Source organism: Geodermatophilus sp. DF01-2, assembly GCF_004571065.1.
Classification (GTDB): domain Bacteria; phylum Actinomycetota; class Actinomycetes; order Mycobacteriales; family Geodermatophilaceae; genus Geodermatophilus.
This window is the reverse complement of sequence record NZ_SPQN01000037.1, coordinates 1-14,432: the sequence shown is the minus strand read 5'-3', so window position 1 is coordinate 14,432 and position 14,432 is coordinate 1. Positions and strand designations below refer to the sequence as shown.

The window sequence follows — 14,432 nt, the reverse complement described above, 5'->3', positions numbered from 1 at the left end:
TCAGGGCGGGACCCGGGACGGGGCCACCTCCCCCCCGCCCCTCGCAAGCCCGCAGCGGAACCCCGCAGGGGGGCCACGTCCTCTCCACCCGGGGAAGGACCGTCTTCCCGAGCCCTTCGCAGGCTCAGGTCTCGCCAGGGGAGGGCCGACGCCCGGAGGGGAGCCACCGGGTGGGATCTCGGTCCACCCGGTCGTCGGGCTGCCGGAGTTCTCCCCCGGTGACGACCTCGCCGCAGCGGTCGCCGGGGCGTCTCCCTGGCTGGCGGACGGCGATATCGTCGTCGTCACCTCCAAGGTGGTGTCCAAGGTCGAGGGGCGGCTGGTGCCGGTCGCGCCCGGCGAGGACCGGGAGGCCGCACGGCAACGGGCGATCGACGGCGAGACGGTGCGGGTCGTGGCGCGGCGTGGGCCGCTGAGGATCGTCGAGACCCGGCACGGCTGGGTGGTGGCCGCGGCCGGCATCGACGCCTCGAACGTGGCCGGCGACGCGCTCGTGCTGCTGCCCGAGGACGCCGACGCCTCGGCCCGGGCGCTGCGGTCGCGGCTGCGGGAGCTGCTCGGGGTCTGCGTCGCGGTCATCGTCAGTGACACCTTCGGCCGCACCTGGCGGGACGGCCTGACCGACGTCGCCGTGGGTTCGGCGGGGATCCCCGCGCTGGTCGACCACCGCGGCGCCGTCGACCGCCACGGCAACCGGCTGGAGACCACCCAGATCGCCCTCGTCGACGAGCTGGCCGCCGCCGCCGACCTGGTGAAGGGCAAGCTGGCGGGCATCCCCGTGGCCGTCGTCCGCGGCCTGCCGTTCGACCCGCCGGCCGAGGACCTCGGGACCCGCCCCCTGGTCCGCCTCGGCCCCGGGGACCTGTTCCCCTACGGCAGCCGGGACCTGGTGGCCACGCGCGCACCCGCCCACGACCTGGTGTCCCGCCCGGGCGAGCTGGAGGCCGTGGCCACGGCGTTCCGGGTGGCCACGGCCGCGCTGCCGGAGTTCCCGGTGGTGCTGCGCTACGGCGGCGAGGGCGACGGCGTGGTCGACGTCCACCTGCCGGAACGGGCCACCACGACGACGGCGCTGAACCTCGGCGCGCTGGTCGGCGCGGTCATCGTGCAGCTGCACGCCGAGGGCTGGACGACCCGCTGGGAGCCGGTGGGCAGCCCCGGTGGCACCTCGCTCGTCGGGAGGCTGTGGCTCGGCTCCCCGGCGGGCTGACCGACGGCCCTGGGTAGCGTCGGCGGCCATGCGGGGGATCATCCTGGCCGGAGGCACCGGCAGTCGCCTGTTCCCGATCACGCAGGCGGTCAGCAAGCAGCTGATGCCGGTCTACGACAAGCCGATGATCTACTACCCGCTGTCCACGCTGATGATGGCCGGCGTCCGCGAGGTGCTGGTGATCACCACCCCGGACGACCAGCCCGCCTTCCGCCACCTGCTCGGCGACGGCAACCGGCTGGGGATGCGGATCGAGTACGCCGCCCAGCCGCGGCCCGAGGGGTTGGCGCAGGCCTTCCTGATCGGCGCGGAGTTCGTGGGCGACCAGTCGGTGGCGCTGGTCCTCGGCGACAACATCTTCTACGGCGCGGGGCTGGGCACGGCCCTGGGCCGGCTGCCCGAGCCCGACGGCGGGCACGTGTTCGCCTACCACGTGGCCAATCCGCAGGACTACGGCGTCGTCGAGTTCGACGGCGACCGGCGGGTGCTCTCCATCGAGGAGAAGCCGGCGCGGCCCAAGAGTTCCTACGCCGTCCCCGGGCTGTACTTCTACGAGTCGTCGGTGGTCGAGGTGGCCCGCGGCATCCGGCCCAGCGCGCGGGGCGAGCTGGAGATCACCGACGTCAACGAGCACTACCTGCACGAGAGCCGGCTCACCGTCACCGTCCTCGACCGGGGCACCGCGTGGCTGGACACCGGCACCTTCGCCTCCCTGCGGCAGGCCACCGAGTTCGTCTCCGTGGTCGAGGAGCGGCAGGGGCTGAAGATCGGCTGCATCGAGGAGGTCGCCTGGCGGCAGGGCTGGCTGGACGACGACGGCCTGCGCCGCGCGGCCGAGCCGCTGGCCAGGAGCGGCTACGGCGACTACCTGCTCGCGCTGCTCGGAGACCCCTTGACCGCCCGCTGAGCTCCCTCCTTCGGGTGAGCGAGCGGCCTCGGGCGCAGCAGACGGTCAAGCGGGCCCGGAGTCGAGCCGACCACGACTGGGTCACCCCCGTCGTCGAAGGTCTCCGATGTCGTCTTCTCGTCCGCGCCCGCTCGCCCGCGCTCTGGTCACCGCCACCGTCGCCGTCCTGTGCCTGTTCGGCGCCACCGCGATCCCCGCCCAGGCCTCGGGCCTGCTGCTGCCCCGCGTCGCGATGCAGACCGCTGCCGACCCGGCCGCCCACTACCGGGGCCAGCTGTCCTGCGACCCGGTCGCCAAGCCGGGGCTGCTGGCGCTGCGCGACATGGTCCTGGGGTACTACGGGATCGGCCGGAGCGGAGGCATCACGCGCTCGTGCTCGATCGGCGGGGCGAGCGAGCACAAGGAGGGCCGCGCCTGGGACTGGATGGTCGATGCCGACGACCCGCGCGAGCGGGCCGCGGCCGACGACTTCGTCCTGTGGCTGACCGGGCCCGACCGCAACGGCGAGGTGGCCGGCAACGCCCGGCGGCTGGGCGTCATGTACGTCATCTGGAACCGGCAGATGTGGTCGGCCTACAACGCGGCGGCCGGCTGGACCCCGTACCGGGGTGCCAGCCCGCACACCGACCACGTCCACGTCAGCCTGAGCTGGGACGGCGCCTTCCAGCGGACCTCCTGGTGGACGGGCGTCCGCATCGAGCAGCAGGACGTCGGGCCGTGCCGCGTGTACGTCGGCGAGCCCGCTCCTGCCTACACCGGTCCTCGATACACCGCGTGCCCGCCCGCCGTCCCCCGGCCGGTGAACCTCGCGGCCTCGGCCAGCCCCGACCTGGACGGCGACGGGGTTCCCGACACGCTCGGCCGCGAGCGCGCCGCGGGCAGCCTGTGGTTCTACGCCGGCGCTCCGGGTGGGGTGCCGGTCTCCCGGCGCGTTGCCGGGTCCGGCTGGCAGATGCACGACGGGCTCGTGCTGACCCCGGACGTCACCGGGGACGGCCGCGCGGACCTGTGGGCGAGGGACTCCGCCCAGGGCCGGCTGTGGGTCTACCCGGGGGACGGCGCCGGGAGCTTCACCCCGGCCACCACCGTCGGCAGCGGCTGGCACATGCACGACGCCCTGCTCGCCGCCGGGGACGTGACCGGCGACGGCCACCCCGACCTGTGGGCGCGCGAGCGGGCCACCGGCGTGCTGTGGCTCTACCCGGGCTCGGCGGGCGGCGTGCCGACCGCGCCCCGCGCCGTGGGCACGGGCTGGGGCATGCACGACTTCCTCGTCTCGCCCGGCGACGTCACCGGGGACGGCGTCCCCGACCTCTGGGCACGCGAGGCCGGCGCAGGGATCCTCTGGCTGTACACCGGTGATGGCCAGGGGGGCTTCGTCGCCCGCCGCGCGACCGGCTCCGGGTGGGGGATGCACGACGTGCTGACCCCGACCGCGGACGTCACCGGCGACGGGCGGCCGGACCTCTTCGCCCGGGAGCGCAGCACCGGCACCCGCTGGCTCTACCCGACCGACTCGGCGGGCTCGCCGCTCCCGGCGTCCGTCGTCGGCTGGGGCTGGGGGATGCACGACGTCGTCCTCTGAGCCCGGCGGCGCCTCGCGCGGAGTGCGGTCGGGCTCCGCGAGACGCCTCGCTCAGATGGAGCGGTAGTCCGTCGGCGCGGTCCGCGGGCCGTGGCGAGGCGGCTGGCTGCCGCCGATGCCGAGCAGCCGGACGACTCGCTGTCGCTGCCCGCGCCAGGGCTCGAGCAGCGCCATCATCCCGTCGTCGTCGGTCCTGCGGCCGGCCAGCGACCAGCCGACCAGGTTCTTCAGGTGGTAGTCGCCGTAGCTGACCGTGTCGGGGCAGCCGAACACCCGCTGCACCACCTCGGCCGCCGTCCAGACCCCGATGCCCGGGATCGACCGCAGCCGGCGCTGCAGGGCCGGGCAGTCCAGCCCCTCGTCCGGCTCCAGCCGGGAGGCCACGCTGGCGACCGCTCGCAGCGCCCGCCGGCGGGCGCCGTCGAGACCGCAGCGGTGCCACTCCCAGTCGGTGACCGCGAGCACCCGCTCCGGGGACGGCACCACCCGCATCCCGACGGGCGCCGGGCCGGGCGCCGGGTCGCCGGCCAGCTGCAGCAGCGCCCGCCAGACGCGGTGCGCCTCGATCACGGTGACCTTCTGCTCCAGGACGGCGGGCACCAGGGCGTCCCAGGTGCACCCGGTGCGGCCCAGCCGCAGCCACGGCGAGCCGCGGTGCACCCGGGCCAGCAGCGGGTGACCGCCCGGCTCGAACTCGTCCGGCCGGTCGTCGGCGCCCAGCCACCCGGGCACCGCCGCCCCGGCCCGCTCGGCGCCGGGCCCCCAGGCGGCCGCCCGCACCTCCCCGCCGCGGACGGTCAGGTGCACGGTCGCCGGCCCGGCGGGGGTGCTGACCGTCCGCCAGCAGCCGTCGTCGACGTGGCGCAGGGCCGGGTCGCCGGTGCTGCGCTGGTGCGGGAAGAGGGTGCGCCGGACGTCGAGCGGCCAGTCCGGCCGCCAGGTGTCGGTGAACGCCGGGGCGTCCAGTGTGGTGGTGCTCAGGTGGTGCTCCCCGGGGAAGAGGGATCGAGGGTCAGCAGCACCCCGTCAGCGAGGTGCCATCCGCAGCGCGCCGTCCATCCGGACCACCTCGCCGTTGAGGTAGCCGTGCTCGACGAGGTCGAGCGCCAGCTGGGCGAAGTCCTCCGGTCGGCCGAGGCGCTTGGGGAAGGGGATGCCCGCCGCCAGGGCCTGCCGGGCCTCCTCGGGCAGGCTGCCCAGCAGCGGGGTGTCCACCAGCCCGGGGGCGATGGTGCAGACCCGGATGCCGACGTTCGACAGGTCGCGCGCCGCCGGCAGGGTCATGCCGACGATGCCGCCCTTGGACGCCGCGTAGGCGACCTGGCCGATCTGCCCGTCGTAGGCGGCGATCGAGGCGGTGTTGACGACGACGCCGCGCTCGCCGTCCTCCCCCGGCTCGGTGGCGGCCATCGCGGCGGCGGCCAGCCGCAGCACGTTGAAGGTGCCGACCAGGTTGACCATCACGGTGCGGACGAACGGGTCGAGGTCGTGCGGCGCGTTGCCCTTGCCCACGGTGCGCTGCGCCCAGCCGATGCCTGCGCAGTTGACCGCGATCCGCAGCGGCCGGTCCTTGCCGGTGGCGTCGTCGACCGCGGCCTGCACCGAGTCGGCGTCGGTGACATCGGTGCGGACGAAGCTGGTGTGCCCGCCGAGCTCGGTGGCGAGCTTCTCGCCCTTCTCCTCCTGCAGGTCGAGGATGGTCACGGCCGCGCCCCGCGCGACCAGGGCCCGCACGGTGGCCTCCCCGAGGCCGGAGGCCCCACCGGAGACGACCGCGGCGACGTCGAAGTTGGTCATGCCGGCAAGCTATCCCGGAGGCGCCGACCTCACTGCAGGGCCCCGGCCCCGTCCAGAGGCTCGCCGCGAGCCTGCGAGCGGTGAGGAGGACGGGGTCCTTGTTCAGCTGAACTGTGACCCGTGCCGCTCCTCGACGGCGGCGAGCAGCTGCTTGACCCGCTCGGCCTCGGCCACCGGGCACACCATCGTCACGTCCGCGGTGTGGACGACGACGCTGTCGCGCACGCCGACCAGCGCCACCAGGTGCTCCGGGTCGTCGCTGAAGACGATGTTGCCGGCGCTGTCGAGGGTCACCGCCAGCCCCCGGACGGCGTCCTCCCCCACCGTCTCCAGCGTGTGCGCCAGCGCCGGCCACGAGCCGACGTCGAGCCAGTCGACGTCGAGGTCGGCCACCAGCACCCGGCCCGGCTCGGCCGCTGCCGGCTCCAGGACGGCGTAGTCGACGCTGATCTTGGGCAGCGTCGGGAAGACCTCGGCGAGGACGGCGTCCCGCCGCGGCCCGGCCGGGACGGCGACGACCCGCGCCAGACCCTGCGCGGTGGCGGGCAGGTGGTCGGCGAGGGCGTCGAGGACGGTGGACGCCCGCCAGACGAACATGCCGGAGTTCCACAGGTACTCGCCCCACGCCAGGTAGGCCTCGGCGGTGGGCCGGTCGGGCTTCTCCCGGAACGACGCCGCCTCCGCCACGCCGGGCACTTCGGTGGGCGCCCCGCGCTGGACGTAGCCGAAGCCGGTGGCCGGCACGGTGGGCCGGATGCCGAGGGTCACCAGGGACCGGGGGCGGACGGCGAGGGCGTCGAAGGCCGTGGTGAGCGCGGCGGCGAACCGCTCCACCGGGCGGATCACGTGGTCGGCGCTGACCACCGCCAGCTCGGCGTCGGGGTCGGCGTCGGCGACCAGGGCCGCGGCCAGGCCGACGGCGTTGGCGGTGTCCCGGGCGACCGGCTCGAGCACCAGCCGGTCAGGGTGCAGTCGCGGCAGCGCGGCCTGCACCTGCTCGCCGTAACGGGCGGCGGTGCAGACCCAGATCCGGTCGGCCGGCAGCACCGCCTCGAGCCGGGTGAACGCCTCGGCGAGCAGGCTGTGCGCGCCGCCGTCGTCCCCCGCGACGACGTCGAGGAGCTGCTTGGGCCGCCCGATCCGGGACAGCGGCCACAGCCGCGTCCCCGAGCCACCGGCCATGACCACCGCGTGTCGCACGTCAGCCCCTCGCCCGCCGTCGTCCCCGTGCCGCAGCGCCGACTTCCTCGGCGCGGCGCTGGAAGCGCGCCCCCGCAGCGACCCGCCCGCTCACGTACGAGACGAACATCCGGGCGCCCAGGCCGGCGCGGAGCGCGGCGCGCAACGGGGCGTGCCGGCGCAGCGGGTACTGCCCGGAGAGGTAGCGCAGCGCACTGGTGTGGTGCACCCGCTGCATGCGGTGCGGCTCCCGCCGGGTGGCGTGCCCGCCCTCGTGGGTCACCACCGCCGAGGGTGCGTAGACGTGCAGCCAGCCGCGGCGAGACAACCGCTCGGCGAGGTCGACGTCCTCGAAGTACATGAAGTAGCCGGGGTCGAAGCCGCCGACCGACCGGAAGGCTGCCACGTCGACCAGCAGGCAGGAGCCCGACAGCCACCCGGCCGGGCGCTCCCGGGGCTCCTCCCGCTCGCGCCGGTACCGCGCCGTCCACGGGTTGGCCGGCCAGGCCCAGCCGAGCAGCGCGTGCCCGGCGCCGGTGGACAGCCGCGGCAGATCGCGGGCCGACGGGTAGAGCTCGCCCTCCGGGGTGCGGATCGCCGGCCCGACGGTGGCCGCCCGCGGCCAGCGGGCGGCCACTGCCAGCAGCTCGTCGACCGAGCCGGGGTCGAACCGGACGTCGGGGTTGGCGACGACGGCGTACCCGTCGGTCAGCCCGGCCATGCCGGCGTTGACCGCGGCGCCGTAGCCGATGTTGCCGCCCGTGCGCAGCAGCCGGACGTGCGGGTACCGGGCTGCGGCGCGCTCGGGGGCGCCGTCGGTGGAGCCGTTGTCGGCCAGGACCACCTCGACCGGCCGCGTGGTGGCCTCGGCCAGCGATTCGACGAACCCCTCGAGGGCCTCGCCCGGCGAGTAGGTCACCGCAACGACGCGGAGGGGGCCGTCCGGGGGTGGTGCGTTCACGCGCGGCACCCTACGAGGCCCCGTGCGGGACGCCGTCGAGCGCGCCGGGGAGCCGTCTGGTCCGTGCCCGATGGGACCGGTGTGGCGGGGGGGACGGGCCCGTCACACCAGCCCCGCGGCAGCCGGGGCGGAGCCGCCTCCACCGGTATCGTCGGGCGGCGTGACCTCAGCCAGTCCTGATCTCGTCGTCGTCGGCTCCGGGTTCTTCGGCCTCACGGTCGCCGAGCGGGTCGCCAGCCAACTGGACAAGCGCGTCCTCGTCCTGGACCGCCGCAGCCACCTCGGCGGCAACGCCTACTCCGAACCCGAGCCGGAGACCGGCATCGAGGTGCACGTCTACGGCGCGCACCTGTTCCACACCTCCAACGAGCGGGTCTGGCAGTACGTCAACCAGTTCACCGAGTTCACGAACTACCAGCACCGGGTCTTCAGCATCTACCAGGGCAGGACGTACTCGCTGCCGATCAACCTGGCCACCATCTGTCAGTACTTCGGCAAGAGCTTCTCTCCCGAGGAGGCCCGCGCTCTGGTCGCCGAGCAGTCGGGGGAGATCGACACCGCCGAGGCCGCCAACCTCGAGGAGAAGGCGATCTCGCTGATCGGCCGCCCCCTGTACGAGGCCTTCATCCGCGGGTACACGAAGAAGCAGTGGCAGACCGACCCGACCGAGCTGCCCGCCGCGGTCATCGCGCGCCTGCCGGTCCGGTACACGTTCGACAACCGGTACTTCAACGACACCTACGAGGGGCTGCCGAAGGACGGCTACACCGCGTGGCTGACCCGGATGGCGGACCACCCGAACATCGAGGTGCGGCTGGACACGGACTACTTCGACGTCCGTGCCGAGCTCCCCGACGACGTCCCGACGGTCTTCACCGGCCCGCTCGACAAGTACTTCGACTACGAGGCCGGCGAGCTCGGCTGGCGGACGCTGGACTTCGAGACCGAGGTCCTGCCGGTCGGTGACTTCCAGGGCACCTCGGTGATGAACTACGCCGACGAGGACGTGCCCTTCACCCGGATCCACGAGTTCCGGCACTTCCACCCGGAGCGGGACTACCCGACGGACAAGACCGTCGTCGTCCGGGAGTACTCCCGGTTCGCACAGACCGGCGACGAGCCGTACTACCCGATCAACACCCCCGAGGACCGTGCCAAGCTGGAGCGCTACCGGGAGCTGGCCGCGAAGGAGGCCGCGGAGAAGCGGGTGCTCTTCGGTGGCCGGCTGGGCACGTACAAGTACCTGGACATGCACATGGCGATCGGCTCGGCGCTGACCATGTTCGACAACCGCATCCGCCCCTTCTTCGACGAGGGCGGATCGCTGGACGGCCGGCTGGAGGACTGACGGAGGACCCCGTCCTCCCCATGCCGGTGACTTCACGCGTTCGTGCAGGTCACAGCTGTAGGCGGCGAGCGCGGGGCGCTGCGCCGATCGGCGTGGCAGCCCTGTCGAGGAAGCAGCGCCGGAGGTCGGCTCGCAGTGTCCTGCGGTCGCTGATCGGCGGGCTGCGCCAGCTACGCGCGCTCACCATCACCGGCGACGATCCTCCCTGGGGGAACACCTGGAGCAAGCGGCATCGCCCCGTCCTCCCCACCCCTCGCAGGCTGTAATGGAAATCGGCGATTCCCATCGTTCGAGGCGGCCCGCAGGGGCCATGGATTCTGTGAGGAGAATCCACCGGGATTCTCATTCGTCGAGGCGGCCTGGAACAGGCCATGGATCCTCAGGGCGAGACCCGGGACGGTCAGCCGGCGGGGGTGAAGCGTTCGCGCCGGCCGGCCCGGACCAAGCGCAGCCACTCCCGGTATCCCGCTGGGTCGCGGCGGGTCACGAGGAAGAACCAGGAGAAGCGGACGAGCTCGAGGGGGAAGAGCCAACGCATCCCCGGCTGGCGCATCAGGTAGCCGCGGTTGCGGTAGGTGTAGTACCGCTTCCACGACGTCTCCGGGTACTGGGCGGACAGCCGACCGCCCAGGATCGGCACGAACTCGTCCCGCCCGTTGGGATGCAGGTAGGTGGCGCCGAGCGCGGTGCCGAAGGGCAGCCTGGCGCGAGTCAGGCGGCGGTGGATCTCGGTCTCGTCGCCGCGGGCGAACAGCCGCAGGTCAGGGACGCCGACGTGACTCAGGGTGGTCGCGGCGAACAGGGCGCCGTTGAACAGCGAGGCGTAGCCCGGCAGGAAGTCGTCGCCGCCGAGGCGGTCCCGCTCCCCCTTCCACTGCAGTCCGGTGCGCACCGGGAAGGCGAAGCTGCCGGGTGCGTCGATGTCGGCGACGGCGGGCGAGACCTCGGCCAGCCCGCGCTCCCGAGCCACCGACAGCAAGGTCGCCAGCACGTGCTCGTCGGCGGGACGTCCGTCGTCGTCGGCACACCACACCCAGTCCGCACCCTCGGCCAGGGCGGTGAGCATCCCTAGGGCGAAGCCGCCGGCGCCGCCGAGGTTGGCCTGCGAGAGCAGGTAGGTGTGCGGCAACCCACTGGCCCGCACGACCTCCTCGGCCGGCTGGTCGGGGCCGTTGTCCACCACGACGACGGAGTCGACCGGCCGGGTCTGGACCGCCAGCGCCCCGAGCGCCTGCGCGAGGGACTCCGGCCGGTGCCGGGTGACGATGACCGCGATGACCCGCTCGTCGTCCGGGCGGCTGGGCGTCCGCGGTGCCGCCTCGGACACTCAGCCCCCCGAGGCCGCGCGCTCGCGCCCCTTGTAGGCGTCGAGGACCTCCTCGAGCGGGCCCTGCTGGCGGATGGTGCCGTGCTCCATCCACACCGCCGAGGTGCACAGCTGCCTGAGCAGGTCATCGGAGTGCGAGGCGAAGACCAGCAGGCCGGCGCGGGCCACGAGATCCTTGAGCCGGCCCTTGGCCCGCTCGAGGAACGCCGCGTCGACCGCGCCGATGCCCTCGTCGAGCAGCAGGATCTCCGGGTCGATGCTGGTGACCACACCGAGCGCCAGCCGCACCCGCATGCCGGTGGAGTAGGTCCGCAGCGGCATGTGGAGAAAGTTGCCGAGCTCGGTGAACTCGGCGATGTCGTCGACCCGGGCCTCCATCTGCTTCCGGGTCATCCCCAGGAAGAGTCCGCGGACGAGGATGTTCTCCAGCCCGGAGATCTCCGGGTCCATGCCGACGCCGAGGTCGAAGACCGGGGCGACCCGGCCGTCGACCAGCGCCTGGCCGGCGGTCGGCTCGTAGATGCCCGACAGCAGCCGCAACAGCGTGGACTTGCCCGCGCCGTTGTGCCCGATCAGCGCGAGCCGGTCGCCGTCCTGCAGGTGCAGGTTGATGCCCTTCAGGGCCTCGATGACGACGACCTTGCGGGCGTTGGCCGCCACGTTCCCGCCGACCACGCCCAGCACCGTGTGCTTCAGCGACCGCGACTTGGCGTCGAAGATCGGGAAGTCCACGCTCGCGTCGCGGACGTCGATGCTCACCATCGCAGGTGCTCTCCTCAGACCCAGTAGGCCACGCGGCCGCGGTACCGGCGCATGACCAGCAGTGTCATCGCCCAGCCGACGACGGCGATCGCCGTGACGATGACCCAGCTGTGCAGGTGCTGGTCCTGGCCGAGCATCGGCCGCCGGACGATCTCGACGAAGTGGAAGACCGGGTTGAGCTGGACGATCGCGGCGCGCTCGGCCACCGCCGGGTTGCTGGCCAGGTCCTCGTAGATCCAGACGATCGGCGTCAGGAAGAACAGCAACTGGACGACGCTCTGGGTGACCGGCGGGAGGTCGCGGAAGCGGGTGCTCACGATGCCGACGAGCAGCGCGATCCACGCCCCGTTGACCACCAGCAGGGCGAAGGCGACGAGCGCGGACAGGTCGGTCCACGTCAGCGGCTGCGGGAAGACCACCAGCATGACCGCGTACACGATGAGGTTGTGGGCGAAGAACAACATCTGCCGCCACACCAGCCGGTACACGTGGATGCTGATCGGAGCCGGGAGGTGCGTGATCAGACCCGAGTTGGCGACGAACACCTCCGAGCCCTCGGAGATGCATCCCGCGATGAAGGCCCAGATGATGAAGCCCACGAGGATGTAGGGCAGCTGCTCCTCGAGCGGGTTGCCGAAGAGACCGGCGTAGAGGATGCCCAGCGCGATGGCCGTGACGGCCATGCTGATCGTGATCCAGATCGGTCCGAGGACCGAACGGCGGTAGCGCTGCCGGATGTCCTGCCAGCCCAGGTGGAACCACAGCTCACGCTGCGCCCACCCGTTGGCCAGGTCGCGGAAGGCGGACCGGAAGTTGCGTCCCGGGGGCACCGGCAGACTGTCGGTACGGTTCCTGTCGCGGTCGCGGGCCACGTCCGACTCCCGCTCGCGCGTACGGCTCGACGGCATCCGGTCTACTCAGCCCCACCGTCGAAGAGCCGGCGCCAGTTCTCGCGGCTGGTCAGCTCGGGGAGCGCCGCGCGGTAGGCGGCCGCGGCGGCCGGGCCCTGCGTGGCCAGCCGGTAGCACGCCGCGGCCCCCTCGCGCAGCAGACGCAGGCCGGTCCGCTGGTCGTACTCGCGGATCCGCACGCCCTCCTGGGACGCGTCGGTCACGACGACCTTGCTGAAGCGGGAGACGTGCCACCACTGCGAGTCCTCGAGCGGAACCGCCGCGGACCCACCGTTGCGGCCGGTCAGCTGCCAGAGGATGCGCTTGGCCAGCACGGCCTTGAGCATCGACGGGTGGGGGTCGGCACGCTTGGTGGTGACACCGCGCAACGACAGCCCCGGGACGTTGGAAGCGGTGTGCTTCACCGTCTCCGGGTAGTCCCTGCGCAGCTGCCGGACCTCGGCCAGCGCGCGCTGGCCGCCGTCCCGCAGGAGCTCGGGGCCGGCGAGGAAGTCGTCGATGCCCTTGATGGCCGTGGCCGCCAGGCCGTACTGCATCGAGGTGACGAAGGCGACGAGCCGGCCGAACAGCACCCGCGCCAGCCCCTTGCTGGGGAACTCGGAGTGCAGAGCGGCCGTGATCAGGCTGTTGCGGACGCTGAAGTAGCGCGCCCAGTCGTCCTGGTCCTTCCAGGTGAAGTCAGCGTGCCAGACGCCCGCGCCGGGCAGGGTGACGGTGGCGAAGCCGTTCTCGAGCGCCCGGTGACCGTACTCGATGTCGTCCCACTGGAAGAAGATGGGCAACGGGTAGCCGGTCGCCGAGACGATCTCGGAGGGCAGGATCGCGCTCCACCAGGCGTTGTAGACCGCGTCGACGCGGACCTCCTGGTTCTCCTCCGTCATGTCCTCGTTCCACAGCGCGCCGTCCACGACCTTCCCCGCCTCCAGCGTGGCGAGGTCGGCGTACTCGGCGCCGGTGTGCAGGCGCTTGGGATGCAGGGCGTAGAGCATCTGGGCGCCGACGATGACCGGCTGCCGTGCGGAGTTGGCGAACGCCGTGAGCCGGATGATCGACTCCGGCTCGAGGATGATGTCGTCGTCCATGAACAGGACGTTGGCGTGGTGCGCGGCCTCGACCTCGGTGATCTCGTACATGCCGCGGGTGAAGCCGCCGGCGCCCCCGAGGTTGGCCTGGGTGATGTACCGCAGCCGCCCGGAGAGGTCGGCGGAGACCTGCTCGAACCGCGGGTGTGCCGAGACCGGCTTGTCACCCTGGTCGATGACGTAGACCATGTCGAGCTCGCGGAGGGCCGGGAGGTCGGTGGCCAGCGCCTGGAGCGTCTTGATGCAGTCGTCGGGCCGGTTGTGCGTGCAGATGACGACCGCGGTCCGCCGCGGCCGAGGCGGGTGCGGGATCGTCCAGCGGGCGGCGGAGACGCTGAGGCTGCCCTCGCCGGCGCGGAAGTCGGCCCAGACGGCCCCCCCGTCGACGAACTTGTCGATCGCGACGGTCAGCGAGATCGTGCCCGCGCCGCTGAGCTCCTCCCCACCCACGGTGCGCTCCTCGCCGGCGAAGTCGCTCGCGAACAGCTCGACGACGCCCTCGCCGGAGTACTCGGCCTCGAACGTCACCTCCGTCACGCCGGTCCACCGCTGCCAGTACGAGGCGGGCAGCCGGCCGAAGTAGGTGTTGGTCGTGAGCGCCGAGTGCGGCTCGAGGCTGAAGGACGTGCGCTCCAGGCGGACGCGGCCACGCAGGCGCTTGGCGTACAACTCGGCCGGCAGTCCCAGCGCCGGCGGAAGGGTCAGCACACGCTGGGCGAGGCTCGCCAGGTCGATCTGCGGGTCGCCGGTGACAGCGGTCTCGGCGGAGGTGGCGGTCATATGAGATTGCAGTCCTCAGGACGACGGCATGACGAGTCCATGTCGCGCGGCTGTGACCCGGCGTGGACGACGTGCCGGTCACGGGGTCGACTGGCACCCTCGACCGGCTTCGATGACGGCAGCATAACCGGGACGGCCCCCCGGAGGCTCGAAAGCCTCGGGGGACCGGACCCCATCCGTCACGTTCCCCTCAGGACACCCGTGTCCCCCACCGCCTGACCGGGGACCGGTCTAGCCGGTGATCTGCCCGTTCTCGAAGTCGTTCCGCACCCCGCCGGAGACGCGGTACGAGTCCGAGACCGGCCAACCGTAGGCCGATGAGGGGCCACCGGCCGCCCGATACTGGACGTCGACGGCGGCGAGCACCAGCCGCGCACCACCGCCCGGCGTGGTGTAGATGCTCCCGCCCGAGAAGCCGGTCTCCGTCTCCGCGGTCCCACCGGCCTCGAGCAGCGTGGTGTCCCCGGTCGGAAAGCCCAGCGGCCCGGTGATCGAACCCCGCGCCCAGTAGGCCGGCAGCGCCGCACCGGTGACCGCGTGCGCGCCCGTGCCGGCCGACCAGTAGACCGACCCGTGCTGGAAC

General features: G+C 73.0%; 12 protein-coding genes and 1 pseudogene. 4 read left to right on the top strand and 9 right to left on the bottom strand.

Translation table 11 applies throughout. From position 1 onward, the window contains the following. The first annotated feature begins 175 nt into the window (after positions 1 to 175). From E4P41_RS11440 to E4P41_RS11430, 3 genes are all read left to right on the top strand, one after another. Positions 176 to 1,210, top strand: a complete 1,035-nt coding sequence (locus E4P41_RS11440) for a coenzyme F420-0:L-glutamate ligase (RefSeq protein WP_135141396.1) — start codon at positions 176 to 178, stop codon at positions 1,208 to 1,210. Positions 1,211 to 1,238: 28 nt separating this feature from the next. After that, positions 1,239 to 2,117 (top strand): glucose-1-phosphate thymidylyltransferase RfbA, encoded by an 879-nt coding sequence (rfbA, locus tag E4P41_RS11435; protein ID WP_135141381.1) that lies wholly within the window; start codon positions 1,239 to 1,241, stop codon positions 2,115 to 2,117. A gap of 106 nt (positions 2,118 to 2,223) precedes the next feature. Continuing rightward, positions 2,224 to 3,702 carry a VCBS repeat-containing protein gene (locus tag E4P41_RS11430; RefSeq protein ID WP_135141380.1) on the top strand — a complete coding sequence of 493 codons (1,479 nt, stop codon included), beginning with the start codon at positions 2,224 to 2,226 and terminating at the stop codon, positions 3,700 to 3,702. Positions 3,703 to 3,753: 51 nt separating this feature from the next. Here the strand turns inward: E4P41_RS11430 and E4P41_RS11425 are convergent, their stop codons facing one another. The 4 genes from E4P41_RS11425 to E4P41_RS11410 all read right to left on the bottom strand — a co-directional run bounded on the left by E4P41_RS11425 (position 3,754) and on the right by E4P41_RS11410 (position 7,639). Next, positions 3,754 to 4,509 carry a DNA-3-methyladenine glycosylase 2 family protein gene (locus E4P41_RS11425; protein WP_245177279.1) on the bottom strand — a complete coding sequence of 252 codons (756 nt, stop codon included), beginning with the start codon at positions 4,507 to 4,509 and terminating at the stop codon, positions 3,754 to 3,756. Between the two features lie 219 nt (positions 4,510 to 4,728). Further along, positions 4,729 to 5,499 carry an SDR family NAD(P)-dependent oxidoreductase gene (locus tag E4P41_RS11420; protein WP_135141378.1) on the bottom strand — a complete coding sequence of 257 codons (771 nt, stop codon included), beginning with the start codon at positions 5,497 to 5,499 and terminating at the stop codon, positions 4,729 to 4,731. 102 nt (positions 5,500 to 5,601) lie between these two features. Further along, positions 5,602 to 6,699, bottom strand: a complete 1,098-nt coding sequence (locus E4P41_RS11415) for a mannose-1-phosphate guanylyltransferase (RefSeq protein ID WP_135141377.1) — start codon at positions 6,697 to 6,699, stop codon at positions 5,602 to 5,604. 1 nt (position 6,700) lies between these two features. After that, a complete protein-coding gene (locus E4P41_RS11410) occupies positions 6,701 to 7,639 on the bottom strand; it encodes a glycosyltransferase family 2 protein (RefSeq protein WP_135141376.1) in 939 nt (312 codons plus the stop codon). A 160-nt stretch (positions 7,640 to 7,799) separates the two neighbouring features. Between E4P41_RS11410 and glf the strand changes: the two genes are divergently transcribed. Next, complete coding sequence (gene glf / locus E4P41_RS11405; RefSeq protein WP_135141375.1) at positions 7,800 to 8,987, top strand: UDP-galactopyranose mutase; 1,188 nt, start codon at positions 7,800 to 7,802, stop codon at positions 8,985 to 8,987. A 400-nt stretch (positions 8,988 to 9,387) separates the two neighbouring features. On the opposite strand, the gene E4P41_RS11400 is transcribed toward glf, so the two are convergent. From E4P41_RS11400 to E4P41_RS11380, 5 genes and pseudogenes are all read right to left on the bottom strand, one after another. Beyond that, the gene (locus tag E4P41_RS11400) at positions 9,388 to 10,314 is read right to left on the bottom strand and encodes a glycosyltransferase family 2 protein (RefSeq protein ID WP_135141374.1); all 927 of its coding nucleotides are present in this window, start codon (positions 10,312 to 10,314) and stop codon (positions 9,388 to 9,390) included. Further along, positions 10,315 to 11,076, bottom strand: coding sequence for an ABC transporter ATP-binding protein (locus tag E4P41_RS11395; protein ID WP_135141373.1), 762 nt, complete (start codon positions 11,074 to 11,076; stop codon positions 10,315 to 10,317). A 14-nt stretch (positions 11,077 to 11,090) separates the two neighbouring features. Continuing rightward, on the bottom strand, positions 11,091 to 11,906 hold the full coding sequence (locus E4P41_RS11390; protein ID WP_245177278.1) for an ABC transporter permease: 816 nt from the start codon (positions 11,904 to 11,906) through the stop codon (positions 11,091 to 11,093). 83 nt (positions 11,907 to 11,989) lie between these two features. Continuing rightward, a complete protein-coding gene (locus E4P41_RS11385; RefSeq protein ID WP_135141371.1) occupies positions 11,990 to 13,849 on the bottom strand; it encodes a glycosyltransferase in 1,860 nt (619 codons plus the stop codon). Positions 13,850 to 14,080: 231 nt separating this feature from the next. After that, a pseudogene (locus tag E4P41_RS11380) lies at positions 14,081 to 14,432 on the bottom strand (sugar dehydrogenase); the annotation flags it as partial.

What these genes read in the sequence shown, in the direction of transcription:
- E4P41_RS11430 (WP_135141380.1), top strand. Translation starts at nt 2,224, where the DNA reads ATGTCGTCTTCTCGTCCGCGCCCGCTCGCCCGCGCTCTGGTCACCGCC.
- E4P41_RS11395 (WP_135141373.1), bottom strand. Translation starts at nt 11,076, where the DNA reads ATGGTGAGCATCGACGTCCGCGACGCGAGCGTGGACTTCCCGATCTTC.
- E4P41_RS11420 (WP_135141378.1), bottom strand. Translation starts at nt 5,499, where the DNA reads ATGACCAACTTCGACGTCGCCGCGGTCGTCTCCGGTGGGGCCTCCGGC.
- E4P41_RS11385 (WP_135141371.1), bottom strand. Translation starts at nt 13,849, where the DNA reads ATGACCGCCACCTCCGCCGAGACCGCTGTCACCGGCGACCCGCAGATC.
- rfbA (WP_135141381.1), top strand. Translation starts at nt 1,239, where the DNA reads ATGCGGGGGATCATCCTGGCCGGAGGCACCGGCAGTCGCCTGTTCCCG.